The organism is Acinetobacter sp. ANC 4636 (genome assembly GCF_054454555.1).
In genome coordinates this window covers 418810-436141 of record NZ_JBTKVD010000001.1, presented here as the reverse complement: position 1 = coordinate 436141, position 17332 = coordinate 418810, and the positions used below count along the sequence as shown (strand labels likewise).

The following is a 17332-nucleotide window of genomic DNA, read 5'->3' as shown; positions in this document are numbered from 1 at the left end:
GACAATATTATCATGAGCTAAACTTTGATTGTTACGCACATCATTAAATGCTTCTAAAATAGAAATATTACTCTTAAGAATTCTTTCTGACATCTCGCTTTCCAACACCCCCCTTTTAGCTTTGATATATTCACCCATCAAACTATGTAAAGGCTTGTCCCGATCTATATTTATATTATTTTTGGTACAAATTTCTTTCAAAAAGTTGGTAGTAAATGTATGTAATCTGTCAATAGCAGCTTCAGGATTCCCTCTTTCCAAGCTACTTTTCATTTCACTAATTAGTAACTCTAGAGTGACATTATTTACTTGAGCAATATTATCCAACTCATTTAAATCAGTCTCACCATTAAGCAGTCTTTCACAAATAAATTCACACTCACTTATTAAATTAGGATTGCTATCAGATAAACATTCTTCTGACACTCCCCAATTTATTAGTGCTTTTAATACTCTCGCAACTATGTAATCTACTTCAATATCCCAAAAGCATCTTAATCTTTTTGCCTTAGAATTACCATTTACGTAATACTTTAAATTATTAATATCAATACCGAGATCTGAGAAAAAATCAGCATACGTCCGATCACTAAAATTCAAAACATATCCAGAATTCATACCAAAGATTTTTTCAATTTTTCTCTTTTCTATATTAGTTAATGTAGACATAAAAATAAGGGCTGAATTAATCAGCCCTTATCTTCACTCAATTAAATCTATTTTTCAATAAATTAGGTCAACTGAGCAGCAGCAATTTTCTTGGTATCGATGTCTTTAGCAGCATCTGTATACTCGCCCATCTTGTCGAAGTTCAAGTATTGATAGATGTCAGCAGACATGCTGTCAATTTGAGCTGCATATTGTTGATATTCTTCTGGAGTTGGTAATTTACCAAGTACAGCAGCAACAGATGCAAGTTCAGCAGAAGCTAAGTAAACGTTCGCGCCTTGACCTAAACGGTTCGGGAAGTTACGAGTAGAAGTCGATACACAAGTAGTGTTCGGAGCTACACGTGCTTGGTTACCCATACATAATGAACAACCTGGCATTTCAGTACGAGCGCCAGCTTTACCATAAATGTTATAGAAACCTTCTTCCATCAATTGGTGCTCGTCCATACGAGTTGGTGGAGCCAACCATAAACGAGTAGACAATGAACCGCTTGGTACTTTGTCAAGCAACTGACCAGCAGCACGGAAGTGACCAATGTTAGTCATACATGAACCAACGAATACTTCGTCAATCTTAACGCCTTGAACGTCAGAAAGAAGTTTCGCATCATCTGGGTCGTTCGGGCAGCAAAGAACTGGTTCAGTGATTGTAGCTAGGTCGATTTCATACACTTTAGTGTATTCAGCGTCAGCATCAGCTTTAAGAAGTGATGGGTTAGCCAACCATTTTTCCATGTTCTCAACACGGCGAGCAATTGTACGCGCATCGCCATAGCCTTGTGAAATCATCCACTTAAGCATTGTGATGTTTGAGCGTAGGTATTCAGCAACTTTCTCTTCAGAAAGAGTGATTGCACAACCAGCAGCAGAGCGTTCAGCAGAAGCATCTGAAAGTTCAAATGCTTGCTCAACAGTCAATTGAGTTTCCATTTCTGTTAAGTCGATTTCTAAGATACGACCAGAGAAGATGTTTTTCTTACCTTTCTTCTCTACAGTTAAGTCACCTTCTTGAATCGCACGGTAAGGAATCGCATGCACAAGGTCACGTAGAGTGATACCAGGTTGCATTTTACCCTTGAACTTCACAAGAATAGACTCAGGCATGTCAAGTGGCATAACACCAGTTGCTGCAGCAAACGCTACAAGACCTGAACCCGCTGGGAATGAAATACCAATTGGGAAACGAGTATGTGAGTCACCACCAGTACCTACGGTATCTGGAAGAAGCATACGGTTTAACCAAGAGTGAATAATACCGTCACCTGGGCGTAAAGAAACACCACCACGGTTCATGATGAAATCAGGAAGCGTGTGTTGCATTTGTACGTCAACTGGTTTTGGATATGCAGCAGTGTGACAGAAAGACTGCATTACAAGGTCAGCAGAGAAGCCCAAGCAAGCCAAGTCTTTTAACTCGTCACGAGTCATAGGACCAGTTGTATCTTGAGAACCAACTGTAGTCATCTTAGGTTCACAGTAAGTACCAGGAATTACACCTTGACCTTCTGGAAGACCACAAGCACGACCAACCATTTTCTGAGCTAAAGTGAAACCTTTACCAGTTGCAGCAGGTTGTACTGGAGTACGGAACAATGTAGATGGTGCAAGACCTAAAGCTTCACGTGCTTTAGCAGTCAAACCACGACCAACGATTAAGTTGATACGGCCGCCTGCACGTACTTCGTCAAGAAGTACTGGAGTTTTAAGTTCAGATTCAGCGATTTTTTCGCCGTTTTTGAACGCAGTTACTTTAGCAGCAGCGTGATCGATTTTAAGAGTAACTTCGTCACCCATGTTCATGTTAGAAACATCGATCTCTACTGGCAATGCGCCTGCATCTTCCATTGTGTTAAAGAAGATCGGAGCAATTTTACCACCTAAGCAGTAACCACCATCTTTTTTGTTTGGAATGTGCGCGATTTCGTCACCGAAGAACCAAAGCACTGAGTTAGTTGCAGACTTACGAGAAGAACCTGTACCAACAACATCACCCACGTAAGCAACTTGGTTGCCTTTCGCGATAAGTTCTTTGATTTGGCTTAATGGACCAACTTCACCTGGTTTTTCAGGGTTGATACCATCACGTTCGTTTTTAAGCATTGCATTTGCATGCAATGGAATGTCTGGACGGCTCCAAGCATCTTGTGCAGGTGACAAGTCATCAGTGTTGGTTTCGCCAGTCACTTTAAATACAGTGATTTTGATTTCTTCTGGAACATCTGGACGCGATGTGAACCATTCAGCATCAGCCCAAGATTGAAGAACTGCTTTCGCATTTTCGTTACCCGCTTTCGCTTTGTCAGCAACGTCATGGAATGCATCAAATACAAGAAGGGTTTTTTTCAATGCTTCAGCAGCTAAGTTTGATAATTCAGCATCGTCCAAAAGTTCAACTAAAGGAGCTACGTTGTAACCACCAAGCATAGTGCCTAGCAAGTAAACCGCACGTTCTTTAGAAACCAGTGGAGAAGTCGCTTCACCTTTTGCAAGCGCTGCCAAGAAAGCAGCTTTAACATAAGCAGCTTGGTCTACACCTGCTGGAACGCGATTTTCAAGTAAGTCGACAAGGAATGCCTCTTCGCCTGCTGGTGGGTTTTTTAATAATTCGACTAATGCAGCAGTTTGAGCGTCATCAAGTGGCTTCGGTGGGACTCCGAGTGCGGCACGTTCTTCAACGTGTTGGCGGTAAGCTTCTAGCACAGTTTATTCCTCTTTTTTAAAAAATCACTTATGAGTTCCTGCTTTTCCAAAAGCTTCATAAGTAATATGGACAGCAAAATTCTACTAAACTTCCTGTTAAAAGTTAATGCAGACAACCTATTAGTTTTTAATGGTCATTATTTCCTGACGAAATATATAGACAATTAAGCACTCAAATATAGATTTCCTGCTTAACGCTTTATTTCTTTGGTAATCTCGATGATGTCATCCTTGATAAATCACCAAAGAAACATCAAGATATTGGCAGACTCTCTCTTTGATACCTATTCCACCTTAGTGGAAATAGATGACAAATTTACGAATTTTCTGAATAAAATAAATAACTTAATGATAAAAATTATCATTAAGCTGCTTAAATTCACTATTCAATAGAAAAATGATGGTCGCTACCACCACTTTTCCTCAAACTTTTTGTGTTATTTATTTTGAGTGGTTTGCTTTAAGCATTCCTGTTCACGCCCCTGAATAAACGCATCTAGTGCTTTTTGGCGCTGGTCACTGTTCAAGTAAACAGGTACTTTGTACGCTTCCTTAATTAAAGACTCAAGATATTGTTGAGCATGCTGATCAGGGACTTTTTTCGCGTGTTCTAGCGCATCAGCTTCTTTCACACCTTGCTGACGATCAGTCATGATGTTGGTCGCAGCACTTGGAATGACTGAACAAAATTTTTGCCATGCTTCTTGAGGAGGCAATTGTTTAGGTTTACTACAACCCACCAAAGCCATTACTGACATCACCAATAGCAAAATCTTCTTCATTCAATGCTCCAAAATTTAAAATTAAAAGCGCCAATTATAGAATACATCAATTGCTCGTTCTAGAGACTGACTGGCTTCCAAGTATAAGCGTTTATTCATTTGATAACGCAAAGTTAACTTATTAACGTTGGTAAATACACCGACCCCATAACGTAAATATAGATCTGGCGTTAGATACCCTGTAACACTCACTTGCGTGTCATTGCCTGTACCCTCAGCATCTAAAGCCAAACCACTTAAACCAAAAGTTCGTCCAATCTGGTTGGTAAATGCTCGTGTACCACCTAAACCCAAACTGATTCCTGCTGCAGCAAGAGTGTTGTTGACATCTGATTTAAAAGTCGTGGTCTGGTTTAAACTGGTGCTACCTTCATTGATTCGTCCTGAAAGTAAGGCATTCAATGCTTCTTGTTCAGACAAACCACCATCATTATATACTTGAATATTTGGCGAAGATGCTGTTCCTGTAATACGCACCCCCACTGTTGTACCCGAAATATTTTTGGTTGTGTCAATATCTAATGTCGGGTTACCTACAGGGCCATTGAAACGAACAATGGCACGGTTTAAATCAAGTGTTTGCCCATACGGTTCAATCTTGACTTTTTGGCTAACACCGATTGCCCCATTGGCACTCATAGCCGTTTCCAGACCACGCTGAGTGAGGTATAAACGCCCTACCAATGGAATGCGGCTATTAAAACCTTGGAAAATCACTTTATTGCCCAACTGCAAATCAACATCTGCTTGAATCTTCCAAGGCTTGGACTGACGCAACACCTGTAGCGCATCTTGGCCAGCTTTAAGAACACGAACATCAGAAGAAACATTGACCACGTTGGCACTCGATTCTGGCATATTCACCAAAGCACGTGGAATTTCGATATTACCTTTAACATTCAAGTTTTTCTGAAGCGGTAAAATATCAAAAGCCATATTGGTATTAATCACGGCTGTAACCAACGGCGCTTGACGAACCAACAAGTTATTACCTTGTAAATTCAACTGTACTCTTGGCTCGCCAATCCAATCCACTTGCCCATCAATTTTCCCAACACCCTTGCCACTATTAAATCCACCGTGAACCGTGGCATGGTTTTGTTGAATGGCCGAATAAAGTTGCAGATTGTGAATATTAACAGGCACTGAAACCAAACTAAGCTCGCCATCTTTCAAGCGAAGGTTTCCTGCCAATAATGGCTTAGTCAAGGTTCCACTGACCTTCCCTGCAAATGCCAACGTACCGCTAATTGAACGAATATCTTGTACAAATGGCTTTAAAAACTTCAGATCTACACGGTCAAATGCGATTTCACCCTGCATTGGCAATGCACTGTTATAAGGGTTAATCACAACATTGGCATAACCTGTACCAATATTTTCCGTTTTAACATCTAGGCGTAGCAATAAACCTTGTGTCACACTTTTAGCAATCAAACTCAGTTGTTGATAACTGGTTGTTGTTGCAGGATCATCAGGATCATCTGCTGTGACGCCAATTTGACCATTTTTTGTGATGAGTTTTGCATCAATATTGGGATGTTTGCCTTGCGCCCAAGAAGCTTTGGCATAGCCATTTAGCTGTCCTGTCATTGCCAAACCATCTGGCATAAACGCGGAGAAGTCATTTAAGTTTAAATCACTTGCGACAAACGAAATATTCCCTGCATTTTGACTCACCAAAATAGGCTGATCAAAACACAAATGACTTTGCTTGCTTGCCCAGCAATGCTGTCCAATATATAGCTGCCGAGCTGCACTACGATAAACAACATTTGCATTTTGCTGTTGGGTCAGCACTGCACGAACCGAGTCAAACACACCTCTTTGAATCTGCCCTGTCCAGTCATTATTTGGGTTAAACCCACCCGCCAATTGTACATAGAATTTAGAATAATTATTCCAGCCCTGTACTTGCAGTACATGCGCCTTTCGTGTTCCCGCAACAGTCACGGCACCATATTGAATCTGACGATTGCCGCGACGTAAATTGGTCATTTCTGCTTTAAGCATAGTTGGTGTGGTTTCAGATGTCGGCAACTCACCTCGTACCCTTAACTTCTGAATACTCAGCAAATCTTTAAAGGCAAAGTTGTCTACAGCAAGATTTGTCGTTGCTTTTAAATGTGGGCGGGTCTGCATATCCAAATAACCATATGCCCGACCACGTAAGCCCGAATAAATCGCATATAAGGCAGGAGCATTCACCTGAAGATGCAAGTTCTGAGCATTACCCGTTGCCTGTACCTGATTACCAGCGTAGGCTAAAAATAGATTATTTGCTTCAAACTGCTGTGGCATCAATCCTTTTTGGTTGCTATTGATTACAACAGCCAGATTTCCCTTACCACGTACAACTTGACGGTTAATTATCCCCGCCAGATTCAACTGTTGAATGCTGATACGCTTTAAAGCATCCGACCACAAACCTTCTGTTTTAACCACACCAGAAATTTCACCATTGAGACTGCTAATAAAATATTGCGGTTTAAAATGCACCAGTGCAGCATTGATTTTCCATGCAATACCATTTTTCAGACTAACCAGACCATCCGCTAAAATTTTGCCTGCAGCACCATCATGACTCAAACGGGAAATTTTAATAAAATCAGGTGTTCCAGACAGATTTAACTGTAAAGTTCCTGCACTATTAGGCACACGACTTGACTGCAATGCACCATTATAAAGAACGGCATAACCTTTTAAGCCGCCACCTGTTTTTTGATCATTGAAAATGACTGCAACGGTTGAAGTTCCTGTCAAATGAACCGTGTCATGTGCCTGATCTGCCAACTGCCCATTTAGATCAACACCTTTAAATTCAATAATTTGCTGATTTTTATTAGCATAACCACTAGCGTTTAACTGACCATTTAACAAATTAACAGGGGCAACAGCAATCACACTTTGTAGATTAAAGTTCTTGGCAACTACACCTGCATTCCACTTGAACTGGCGTTTGGCAGTTGGGAGTTGCAACACGGCATGACCAGTCAATCCACCTTCAGGAGTCACATATTTAAATTCAGGAATATTCAAGTCCTGATTTTTAAAATTCAGTTTCGCCTGATATTGTCCTGTAGGTAGCCAGCCTTGTTCATGCTTGATGACTTGTGTTGCTACCTGAATATTTTCTTGCCCTTTTTGCACTGTCACATCAACCTGACCTAATGGACTATTTAACCCACCAATATAAGGCATCGGGCGATTGATATTTTGCCAAGCCAAATTGATCAACATCGGTTGAACTTTTTTGTCTTTTACAGGTGCCTGATCTAGTTTTAACTTCCATGATTCATATTTATCAAAGCTGACCGATGCTGTCGTATGCAAACCTTTTTCCAGTGTTCCAGCAGATGCGAGGTTTCCATCCAGATTTGGTGGGAGGAAATCACGAATACTGGCAGGTACCAATTTATCTTTTGGTTGCATACCTTGCATACGCCCTTGCGCTTCCCAACGTACTGCATGCTGCCAGTTAACCAGCCCTGTTGCATGAAGATCACCCTGCATCACCTGACCATTGAACTTACTAATATTTAACTGATGCAAATAATCAGTAAACATTTCAACTTGGTAATTACCTTCTGGAAGATCTTTGCCACGCAAGTCAGTCTTGACGTGAATATTCATACCTGAGACATTACCATCAACTTTGGCAACCCCAGTTTTTGACCAAAGTTTTTCACCTGTCACAAGCGGCCAATTGTAATTTTTTAAATTCAACTGCCCCCACATCGGCACGTGTGCATGTAAAGGCTGAATAATCATACGTGCTGACAATAAATCAGGGGTATGGGTTGCTGCACCCGCTGTAATGGTATCGAGCGTTCCACCTGCATGTACGCTAATATCATGAATATTTAAAGCACGTAATGCCGGAATATTGAGCTTACCTATTGCTTGCAGCGGGTATTTCTGTTCAAACTTCATTTGTCCTGAAGCCTGTTTCACAGATAAATACCCCATATTAAAACTGGAATCTTTAAACGTCAGTTCAGTGCCAGACCACAATGCTTTATGTAGTTGAATATCATAAAAATTAACAACGGTCTTTCTGACCCGAATCTGTAAATGATCAAGTGTTGCTGCATCTAAACGTAAGGTAAATGGCAACTTGATTTGGTTGTATTTGAAAGGCTGATTGCTTGGTGGTCTTTGATCAATAATTTCTAAAGATTCAACTTCAGCATGACTAAAATGCAGCTCTTTTTCTACAATTGCCCGCCAGCCAATGACCACTTTGGCACGTTTAATCTTAACCTCAATCCCATTAATATTAATGTCCATTTTACGCAGGGTTAATCCTTTAAGGAAATTTCCCCCTTCGTATTCATAACTTATTATTTTTTGACTTTGTAAAACTCGATCCAGTAAAAACTGGCTACCACGATCAGTAGAAAACATGACTGCAAGTGCTACAACTAGGAGCAATATAATTCCCAAAAAACTCAGGACAACAGTACGCAAAATATGACGTTTAGGTTGGGTAGCTAAATTTTCTGGTTGCTGTTGTTGTTCAGTCATGTGAATTGAAAAGCCTTATTGTAATTGTGAACCAATAAAGAAATGTAAACGAATCGGATGATTTGGGTCAGAAAGCCCCGAAGCCACATCTAAGCGAATTGGGCCAATCGGTGACTGCCAACGAATTCCCAAGCCCATGCTATATGCAGTTGAATTTGAAAAACGCTTGTCATAGGCATTCCCTACATCAGAGAAAATCGCAGCACGCCAACCTTCTTTAAATTGATAGTTATATTCTAAAGATCCCACAGCCAGTGCTTGCCCGCCAATCTTGTAACCATTTTCAGTTGGAGAGAGGCTCTTGTAGTCAAAACCACGAACGCTTTGATCCCCACCAGCAAAGAAACGTAGGTTATATGGCACATTAGCAAAATCATCAGTAAAAATGTAGCCTAAATGCAAACCACCGACAAACTGGTGATCATAATTTTTCCCTATAGAATAAATAAAATTCCAGTCTGCATTCGCAATTGCCATATTGGCATCAGAAACAACCGATTTTGAACCCAACTGAATTTTATAGGTTTGCTTAAAACCTTTACTTGGATTCACAGGATTATTACTGTCCGTACGAGAAATTTGATAACCAAACAATAAAGCCTGCTGCTGCGGATTCGATCCAGGCTGCAAGAAAGCATCTGGAACATTAGCGCTGTTCACTTGCCCAATCTGATGAATCTGATCTAGACGGTAGCGGAAACCGTAGATTTGCTGCCAGTTCCCAATTGGGTTTTTGATTAAATGTTCTGCACCCATCACGGCAGATTCTGTGGTCAGGCTCATGCCTGGTCCTACACCATTAAACTTCTCCCGCTCATAGCCACCCACTAAACTAAAATAATCATTTAAAGGGTCTTTATTGGGAATACTGTAACGGGTATCAATTGCCTGACGGATCTGTGACACTTCTAAGTTGGCGTCAAAAGAATGCCCTGAGCTATTCACAATCCCACGGCGATATTGAGCACGGACACGTGGACCTGTATCTGTTCCCCACCCAGCACCTAGCTCGGCACTATTTAATTTATCGGTATTTAAAGTCACAATCACAGGTACTTTTTTCTCTACGCGCGCCTGATCCTGCAACTGCTCTTTTTCAGATTTTTGCTGGACTTGCTGAGACTGGCTTTGCGAAACTTCATCTGATGGGTTTTGACCTGTACCCGCAAACTGATTTTCATCCACAACGTTTTGTGTCACTTCTTTATTGGAATATTTGGCACGTTTTGTTGTGTTATCTTGAGACTGCTGAACGGCTTCGACTTCTTGCAGCTTTTGTTCATCCACCAGCTTCTGAATATCAGGCGCTAACTCGAGCTGTTTCACAATCGGATTAGGTTTAATGCTGTCAACCAGACTCCAGTTAAAATAACGAGAATTGGTCAAATTATTTGCAAGAGTATTAACACGCCAAAAGGTATAATCATCTCCTTCTTTCCACGGCACCATACTTTGCAATACTTTGAGCTTGAGTGGCAGGGGTTTCGATGGGTCACTCATGCGAAACTCGACATTCGCAACCTTATAGCGCTCACCAGTTTCATAACGCAAATTAATATCTGCTTTATTGTCGGGTAATTGCACCTTCACATCATGCAAACGCCAGTAAGCATCAAAAAAACCATTCTCACTGGCCGCATCATTAATACGGTTTTTGGTCTGTTCATATAGACCGTGGTTAAAAATACTCCCCACATCCAGATCAGGAATGAGGCGAATGACCTGAAATTGCGGGTTGTTTTGCCCTGCACCAGAAAATTCAATATTTTGTGTTGCCACTTTTACAGGTTCATTTGGAGTTACCTGAACCGTTACATGATCAGCACCTGTTTTACTGAATTTAAACTTGGCATTGTAATATCCCACCGCCTGAGCAGCTTGGTTTGCCATCGCCCGAAGTTGGGGTAATGCCGAGTTGTAATCCGCATAAGCTTCTGTAGTAAAAGTTTCCAGTTTATTTTTTATATTATCCTGCAAAGCTTTAGGCGCACCGTTTACAGTGACTGAAATTTTTGGAGTAGTCACCGCATTTACATCTTTCTTTGGTTTAATTTTAGCGATCACTTTTTGCAAAAAACCTTTTGGTTTTTGCTGCGCCATATTTGCACTGGCAAGTTCAAACGCTCTATCATTTTCAGCATTTTTATTGGCAGTTTCAGCAGCCACTGTCGTGTTTTGATCAGTCTGAATCTGATGCATTAACACATCGACATTGACTGGAGACTGTTGTAGCTCAGTTACCTGCTGCGCAGTTTGTGCAATCGGCTGGCTTGAGATTACAGGAGTTGATGAAGTCGAACGAGAGGCTTGTGCTTCTTTCTTGGCTTGTTCCGCTTCACGTTCAATTTCATTTGCCATAGAAGCATCAATGCTACTTGTCGGCATTTTATCTAGATCATCAAAACTGATGGGCTTAAAATCAGTCAAATTTTGATTTTGTTGCTGCTGTTGCAGCATCTGCATGCTGTCTTCTGTGGTATCGCTGGCTGTTGTGTTAAGATTACGGCTGTTTGTCACAGTATTTGCATTATTTATATTGGTTGTCGTTTCTTCAGCCCAAGCGTAATGCTGGCAAAAACCATATAGTAAACTCACACACACAACTTTATGAATCTGATTTATTTTTAAAATTGTTTGTAAGTTTTCGACCAAGATTGTTTTTTGAAATCGTGTGCAAACATGCATAAAAACAACAACCACTGTGATTTTAAAAGATCAATTTTTTACTTAAGCAGTTTTACGCTCAAGCTCTGCAGTATGATACATGATTTTATTTATGAGATACTCTTCACTAACAATTCTTCATTAAATTAGAGTGCAGAATGCATGGAAAAACCGCAAAACTTGCTTGCCTCCCGTCGTTTTCTACCAATGTTTCTGACGCAGTTCTTTGGAGCATTGAATGACAATGTTTATAAGCAGTCGCTCTTATTGGTTATTACCTATGGTTTGATTCAACATAGCTCGGGCAATATCAGCACCTTAAATAATCTGGCGGCTTTACTGTTTATTTCTCCCTATTTTGTATTTTCAGCAACGGCTGGGCAAATTGCAGACAAATTTGAACGTGCTCAACTGGTTCGTGGTATTAAAGTCCTAGAAATCATCATTATGTCAATTGGCAGTGCTGGCTTTATGCTCGGTCAAATCTGGCTCTTGTTGCTGGCACTGTTTTTGATGGGAGTACATTCGACTTTTTTTGGTCCAATCAAATACGCCATTTTACCCGAAATCCTGCATACCAATGAACTCATGTCAGGCAATGCACTGTTTCAGACAGGAACGTCTCTTGCCATTTTATTTGGTATGATTTTGGGTGGTGCAGTCATTTCCATTTCTCATGACACACTGATTTGGGTATGCTTAACTGTATTGATTATTGCAATTTTGGGTTATATCTCCAGCCGCTTTATTTTGACCCAGCGTGTCAGTGCTTCCGAACTGAAAATTGACTGGAATTTTTTCCGTACCAGTTGGCAAACGATTCAATATGCCAAAGATATTAAAATCATATTTCTTATATTAATGGGAAATTCCTGGTACTGGTTTTATGGTGCATCATACCTTACTCAAATTCCTGAGCTGACCCACAAGTATCTATATGCCTCAGAAAATGTGGTGAGTTTATTGCTTACATTTTTTTCGGTAGGGATTGGTGTTGGCTCGTTGCTGTGCCGTAAAATTGGAGGAGCGGAAGTCAATATTAAAATGGTGCCTGTAGGCGCTATTGGACTGACTGTTTTTGCCTTTTATTTGGCATGGGCAATGTATCAATTGCCAGTGCATCACACGCTGTTCAGTATTCAGGACATTTTTTCGCATGGTTTGATCTATTATCATGTCATGCTGGCAATTATTCTACTTGGGATCAGTGGCGGTTTTTATATTGTGCCCCTCTATGCCATGATGCAAGCCTATTCACCTGTATCACACCGCGCTCGTATCGTCGCTGCCAACAATATTTTTAATGCGATTTTTATGGTCGCTTCAGCTATTTTCTCCATTTTAATTTTGAGTGTCTTCCAGCTCGATATGCAAATTTTATTCTGCATGACTGCTGTATTTAGTGCTATCTTTTGCACTGGATTACTATTGAAATTAAAACCATTATTAAATGGTATAAACAATGCTTTAGAGGATTAATTTATGCGCCATTATTCAGGTATTGATCGTCTTATTCAGTCCTTTGATCAGGGTTTACGCAGTTTAGTCCCTGGAGCAACCGCTGCTCACCGCAACAATCCGGCACAAACAAACCCAGCACCACTCTCAGTGAGTGAAGCACGCCATGTCGCGGGCTTAATGCGCGTCAATCATAGTGGCGAGGTTTGCGCACAAGCATTATATCATGGGCAAGCACTAACCGCAAAATTACCCAATGTGCGTCGTGAAATGGAACAGGCAGCGATTGAAGAACAAGACCACTTGGCATGGTGTGAAGACCGCTTAAAAGAATTAGATAGTGTTCCTAGTATTTTAAATCCTGTGTGGTATGGGCTGTCATTTGTGATGGGTGCGGCAGCAGGTGTTGCAGGTGACAAATACAGCCTTGGTTTTGTGGCTGAAACTGAACGTCAAGTGAGTTTGCATTTAACAGATCATCTCAATCAGTTACCGCAACAAGATGAGCGTTCACGTAAAATTTTAGAACAGATGAATGAAGATGAACTGCATCATCGCGATACTGCGTTACATGCAGGCGGCGTTGATTTGCCACTTCCTGTACGTATTACCATGACTGCGATTTCTAAACTCATGACCAAAACCAGTTATTATATTTAATATAAAAATCGTCGTTTATAGCCAATAAAAAGCCAAGTCATAACTTGGCTTTTTAGCTTTAGGATGCGGCAATTGCAGAATCGGTAGACTCCAGTGACAACCTGATTTTCGGATAATTCACCGTTTCAGTATAGCTAAAATCATCACTGGCAATCAGCTCGTACATTGGAATTTTTACATCGGGCGCAAATGGCATTTTTTTCTGATTCAGCTGTAATTCTGAAAGTTGCTTACCCCATGCAATCAGATCAATATCCAATGAGATTTTATGCGAAGGTCGTACCCGCCCCGCATGCTGTTCCAAGTCTTTTAGCAGATCTTGCAGATCCTGACTCGATAAATGGCAGCGTAGTACACAGGCACAATTTAAGTAATCTTCTCCAACTCCATCTCGACATGGAATTTGGTAGACATGTGATAACTCAAGTGTCCCCAAACAAGCCAATTGTTGAATTGCCCAAGTTAAATGTTGCTTGGGCTGAAAATTACTCGCCAGTGCGAGAGCAAAAATCGTGTCTTTGGCGTTCAAGACGAATTCCTACTGAATTGGCTTGCGCGATAATCGCAGGCTTACGAATAGTGAGTGTAATCGTTTGAATACCTTCAAACTCATGAAACAGGCGTTGCATCACCAACTGCGCCGCATGTTCAATCAACTTGGGCTGAGCCGTCTGAATCACTTCAGCACTCAGTTCGCAAATTTGTGCATAATTAATCGTGTCATTCAGTTCATCAGACTGAGCTGCTTGTGACAAATCATGGTGAATGATCAAATCCAGCATCAATGGCTGATGAATCTGTCTTTCCCAAGCAAAGCAACCGACTACGGTATTTACTTTTAGCCCTTCAATAATGATGGCATCCATACATCTTTTCCAGCATTAGTGTTTTAGCAATGGCACATCAACATCCTGAACCATTTTCAGGCGCTGATCGGCATAAATATCGACATATGGCGCAAGTACACGCATAAACCGATCAAAATATAGCATTTGCTTAAATAGTAAAGCAAAATCTCGCGGGAAATGAATGCCGTGGCGTTCACCAATTGAAACCATATCGAGCATAATGTCATTTAAGTCGGCTGGATTACTTGAAAGGATTTTTTGTGGATCAGTCAACATCACACCACTAAACAAACGCTCAATATCTTTGGCAAGTACGGCGGTATCGACCGAAGTTTTGGTCATCCCCATTTTTAGCATACTTTCTGCCATAGCGTGATAATCGGTATGCTGCAAGGCATCCATGAATGCCATACAAGCCGTCCAGACTTCTGGGTTTAATTGACCAACGATTCCAAAATCGATAAAGCCCACACGACCATCTTCGAGCAACATCAAGTTACCCGCATGCAAGTCAGCATGAAAGCTCTTACACATCATGAGACTACCGAACCATGTATTCATGGCGGTAATCAACACTTGTGACGGGTCTTTGGCATAGTGTTTGACCACATCAAAATCGGTCAATGGCACACCGTACAAACGCTGCATGGTCAGCACACGGCGCGTTGAATACTGATGATAAACTTTAGGTGCTGTTGCTGCACGATTCTGCGTTGCATTCAAATACTCAACAAAATCATCAATATTTTGCGCTTCTTCGATAAAGTCGACTTCTCGCACCATCCGCGTTTTAATTTCTTCAACAATATCGGCTAAAGACGCAAATTTGACTTTGGGAACCACTTTTTCCAAGACTTTTGTTGCCCAGTGCAAGACATTTAAGTCGGTATACAAAATGGTTTCGACACCTGGCTTCTGTACTTTAATGACCACATCTTCACCGCTGACCAGTTTGGCAGCATGAACTTGGGCAATCGATGCAGAAGCCAGCGGAATTTCTTCAATTGAAGCAAAAATATCATGCAGGTTTCGATCTGCAAATTCTTGTTGCAAAACTTCTTCAATATAACTAAACGGAAGTTTTGGCGTCTGATCCAGACAGCCCTGAAACTCTTCTACAAATTCACGCGGAAACAATGAAGGCGTACTGGCAATAAACTGTCCGAGTTTAATATAAGTCGAACCCAGTTCTTCAAAGGTTTCTCGCATTAGCTTGGCATTGCTTGGTTTTACGGTGGCATACTTATAGCCTGCTTTTGCCGCCACGACTGCGGTTTCCCCCATCCGAGCGACCGAGCGTAAACTATCAACCAGAATATTTTTTTTCATAAGCAGTTCATGCCAATTCAAATCTAGGGCTAGTGTAGCAAAAAAAACTTTCTGTCATACAGTTCTTGCCTGACAGTTTGGACAATTTATATCTTTTTCAAATTTAACAATGCGTTGCTGCATCGTCAAACCATTCCAAAGGAGTAGTTTTTGTTTTAAAGGTGTTAAATTCAAGCCTAAATATAACAAAGCATGATGTGCTTGCAAACTCGCCATCACATTTGGCGTGGTCGCCAACACGCCCGAGTTGGCACAGCGCAGACTTTCGTCCTGACTTTCGGTTTTTGGGAAAATACATTCGTAACAAGCTGAGTCTGCTGTGACCATAAACAGTTGCCCTTCATAGGCAATTGCCGATGCACTAATGAATGGCACAGCCAACTGAGTACAGACCTGATTCACCAAATAACGCGTGGCAAATTGGTCACAACCATCGAGTACCAAATCTTGCGATGCAATAAAATCTGCTGCGTTATCTTCGGTGAGTCGAATATTGTGAGCTTCAACCTGAATATGTGGATTAATCTGTTTTAAGCGTTTTGCCAGTGTTTCTGCTTTATAAAAACCAATATCTTGGGGTTGAAATGCCACTTGACGCTGTAAATTACTGGTTTCAATCTGATCAGCATCCAGAATTGTCAGCTTACCCACGCCTGCCCGTGTAAGCAGTTCCGCAGTCAGACAGCCCAGTCCGCCAGCCCCAATCAGTAATACATTGGCAAGTTTAAGCTTTTCCTGAGCATCAATATCCCAGCCATCTAGTAATATTTGTCGGCTATAAAAATGCATTTCATCATCACTGAGCTGTTGCCAGATTTCGGTTTGCTGGTCCATCATTAGAAATAACCCAATTTATCTTGCTGAAAACTGAGGGCTAAGTTTAGCCTGTTTAAACAAAAAAACTCACCTATATCTCCCAAAAAACCAAGTAGTTAATGTAACTTTTCTATATAAATAAGCCTGTATGCCATAATTTTCCTGTGTATGTTTTACTTTTCTTCATGTCTGAAACAGTGTAAAACAGCAATTTAAGTCATTGGATTTCAGTGGTTATGTCGTTTCATCTCTGGTTATCTTTCTTTGCTGCATGCTGGGTGATTAGTTTATTTCCTGGCGCGGGTGCAATTGCATCTATGAGCAATGGTTTAAGTCACGGCTTTTTACGCGGACTTTGGAATATTCTGGGTTTGCAACTGGCACTACTGCTTCAGATTCTGATTGTAGCAACAGGTTTGGGGATGTTGCTTAACGCCTTTCCTGTGATTTTTCTTGCTGTGAAATGGCTTGGGGTTTTATATTTAATTTACTTGGCATATATGCAGTGGAAGGCACCTGTTAACCGTATTGCGATTCACAAAGATCAGCAGCAGTTTTCAGGACCAATGGCAACCTTTAAAGGGTTTCTAATCAATATCAGCAATCCCAAAGCCATTGTATTCTTTTTGGCTATTTTCCCGCAGTTTATTGACCTTAAAGCACCTCAGTTCAAACAATATATGATTATGGCACTGACCATGATTCCAATTGATGTGATTGTAATGTTAGGTTATACGGGTTTAGCTTCAAAGGCTTCAAGCATGTTTCAATCTTATAAAAAGTTAAAAATCGTAAATCGTTTTTTTGCTTCCATGTATGGCGTTGCTGCCATGCTTTTAAGTTTGGTTCGACAAAAAATCTAAACCTGATAGGAATA

At 40.9% G+C, this 17332-nt stretch carries 12 protein-coding genes; 3 read left to right on the top strand and 9 right to left on the bottom strand.

Features of this window, described 5'->3' with window-relative positions:
- The 5 genes from ACX1N5_RS02045 to ACX1N5_RS02025 all read right to left on the bottom strand — a co-directional run.
- On the bottom strand, nucleotides 1–669 hold a 669-nt coding region (locus ACX1N5_RS02045; RefSeq protein ID WP_458802149.1), incomplete at its 3' end, for a hypothetical protein.
- Nucleotides 670–731: 62 nt separating this feature from the next.
- Nucleotides 732–3371, bottom strand: coding sequence for a bifunctional aconitate hydratase 2/2-methylisocitrate dehydratase (locus tag ACX1N5_RS02040; protein ID WP_458802151.1), 2640 nt, complete (start codon nucleotides 3369–3371; stop codon nucleotides 732–734).
- A 437-nt stretch (nucleotides 3372–3808) separates the two neighbouring features.
- Complete coding sequence (locus ACX1N5_RS02035) at nucleotides 3809–4153, bottom strand: hypothetical protein (protein WP_458802153.1); 345 nt, start codon at nucleotides 4151–4153, stop codon at nucleotides 3809–3811.
- A gap of 21 nt (nucleotides 4154–4174) precedes the next feature.
- Nucleotides 4175–8680: a translocation/assembly module TamB domain-containing protein gene (locus ACX1N5_RS02030; protein ID WP_458802155.1), complete on the bottom strand. Its 4506-nt coding sequence runs from the start codon at nucleotides 8678–8680 to the stop codon at nucleotides 4175–4177.
- A gap of 15 nt (nucleotides 8681–8695) precedes the next feature.
- A complete protein-coding gene (locus ACX1N5_RS02025) occupies nucleotides 8696–11365 on the bottom strand; it encodes an autotransporter assembly complex protein TamA (RefSeq protein ID WP_458802157.1) in 2670 nt (889 codons plus the stop codon).
- A 141-nt stretch (nucleotides 11366–11506) separates the two neighbouring features.
- On the opposite strand from ACX1N5_RS02025, the gene ACX1N5_RS02020 reads away from it, so the two are divergent.
- Nucleotides 11507–12823 (top strand): MFS transporter, encoded by a 1317-nt coding sequence (locus ACX1N5_RS02020; RefSeq protein ID WP_131380615.1) that lies wholly within the window; start codon nucleotides 11507–11509, stop codon nucleotides 12821–12823.
- Nucleotides 12824–12826: 3 nt separating this feature from the next.
- Nucleotides 12827–13462 (top strand): 2-polyprenyl-3-methyl-6-methoxy-1,4-benzoquinone monooxygenase, encoded by a 636-nt coding sequence (gene coq7, locus ACX1N5_RS02015; RefSeq protein ID WP_131380617.1) that lies wholly within the window; start codon nucleotides 12827–12829, stop codon nucleotides 13460–13462.
- 58 nt (nucleotides 13463–13520) lie between these two features.
- On the opposite strand, the gene ACX1N5_RS02010 is transcribed toward coq7, so the two are convergent.
- From ACX1N5_RS02010 to ACX1N5_RS01995, 4 genes are read right to left on the bottom strand one after another with little or no spacing between them, the layout of a single operon-like run.
- Entirely contained in the window at nucleotides 13521–13991 is a 471-nt protein-coding gene (locus tag ACX1N5_RS02010) for a 2-amino-4-hydroxy-6-hydroxymethyldihydropteridine diphosphokinase (protein WP_458802160.1), read from the bottom strand.
- Nucleotides 13948–14328 carry a dihydroneopterin aldolase gene (gene folB / locus ACX1N5_RS02005; protein ID WP_458802162.1) on the bottom strand — a complete coding sequence of 127 codons (381 nt, stop codon included), beginning with the start codon at nucleotides 14326–14328 and terminating at the stop codon, nucleotides 13948–13950. The genes ACX1N5_RS02010 and folB overlap by 44 nt, the downstream gene beginning before the upstream one ends.
- Before the next feature lie 15 nt (nucleotides 14329–14343).
- Nucleotides 14344–15639 (bottom strand): ABC1 kinase family protein, encoded by a 1296-nt coding sequence (locus ACX1N5_RS02000; protein ID WP_131380621.1) that lies wholly within the window; start codon nucleotides 15637–15639, stop codon nucleotides 14344–14346.
- 54 nt (nucleotides 15640–15693) lie between these two features.
- Nucleotides 15694–16473, bottom strand: a complete 780-nt coding sequence (locus tag ACX1N5_RS01995; protein WP_458802287.1) for a HesA/MoeB/ThiF family protein — start codon at nucleotides 16471–16473, stop codon at nucleotides 15694–15696.
- A 218-nt stretch (nucleotides 16474–16691) separates the two neighbouring features.
- On the opposite strand from ACX1N5_RS01995, the gene ACX1N5_RS01990 reads away from it, so the two are divergent.
- Nucleotides 16692–17318, top strand: coding sequence for a LysE family transporter (locus tag ACX1N5_RS01990; RefSeq protein ID WP_458802164.1), 627 nt, complete (start codon nucleotides 16692–16694; stop codon nucleotides 17316–17318).
- The last annotated feature ends 14 nt before the right edge of the window (nucleotides 17319–17332 follow it).

What these genes read in the sequence shown, in the direction of transcription:
- ACX1N5_RS02035 (WP_458802153.1), bottom strand. Translation starts at nt 4,153, where the DNA reads ATGAAGAAGATTTTGCTATTGGTGATGTCAGTAATGGCTTTGGTGGGT.
- ACX1N5_RS02030 (WP_458802155.1), bottom strand. Translation starts at nt 8,680, where the DNA reads ATGACTGAACAACAACAGCAACCAGAAAATTTAGCTACCCAACCTAAA.
- ACX1N5_RS02025 (WP_458802157.1), bottom strand. Translation starts at nt 11,365, where the DNA reads ATGCATGTTTGCACACGATTTCAAAAAACAATCTTGGTCGAAAACTTA.
- ACX1N5_RS02020 (WP_131380615.1), top strand. Translation starts at nt 11,507, where the DNA reads ATGGAAAAACCGCAAAACTTGCTTGCCTCCCGTCGTTTTCTACCAATG.
- coq7 (WP_131380617.1), top strand. Translation starts at nt 12,827, where the DNA reads ATGCGCCATTATTCAGGTATTGATCGTCTTATTCAGTCCTTTGATCAG.
- folB (WP_458802162.1), bottom strand. Translation starts at nt 14,328, where the DNA reads ATGGATGCCATCATTATTGAAGGGCTAAAAGTAAATACCGTAGTCGGT.
- ACX1N5_RS02000 (WP_131380621.1), bottom strand. Translation starts at nt 15,639, where the DNA reads ATGAAAAAAAATATTCTGGTTGATAGTTTACGCTCGGTCGCTCGGATG.
- ACX1N5_RS01995 (WP_458802287.1), bottom strand. Translation starts at nt 16,473, where the DNA reads ATGGACCAGCAAACCGAAATCTGGCAACAGCTCAGTGATGATGAAATG.
- ACX1N5_RS01990 (WP_458802164.1), top strand. Translation starts at nt 16,692, where the DNA reads ATGTCGTTTCATCTCTGGTTATCTTTCTTTGCTGCATGCTGGGTGATT.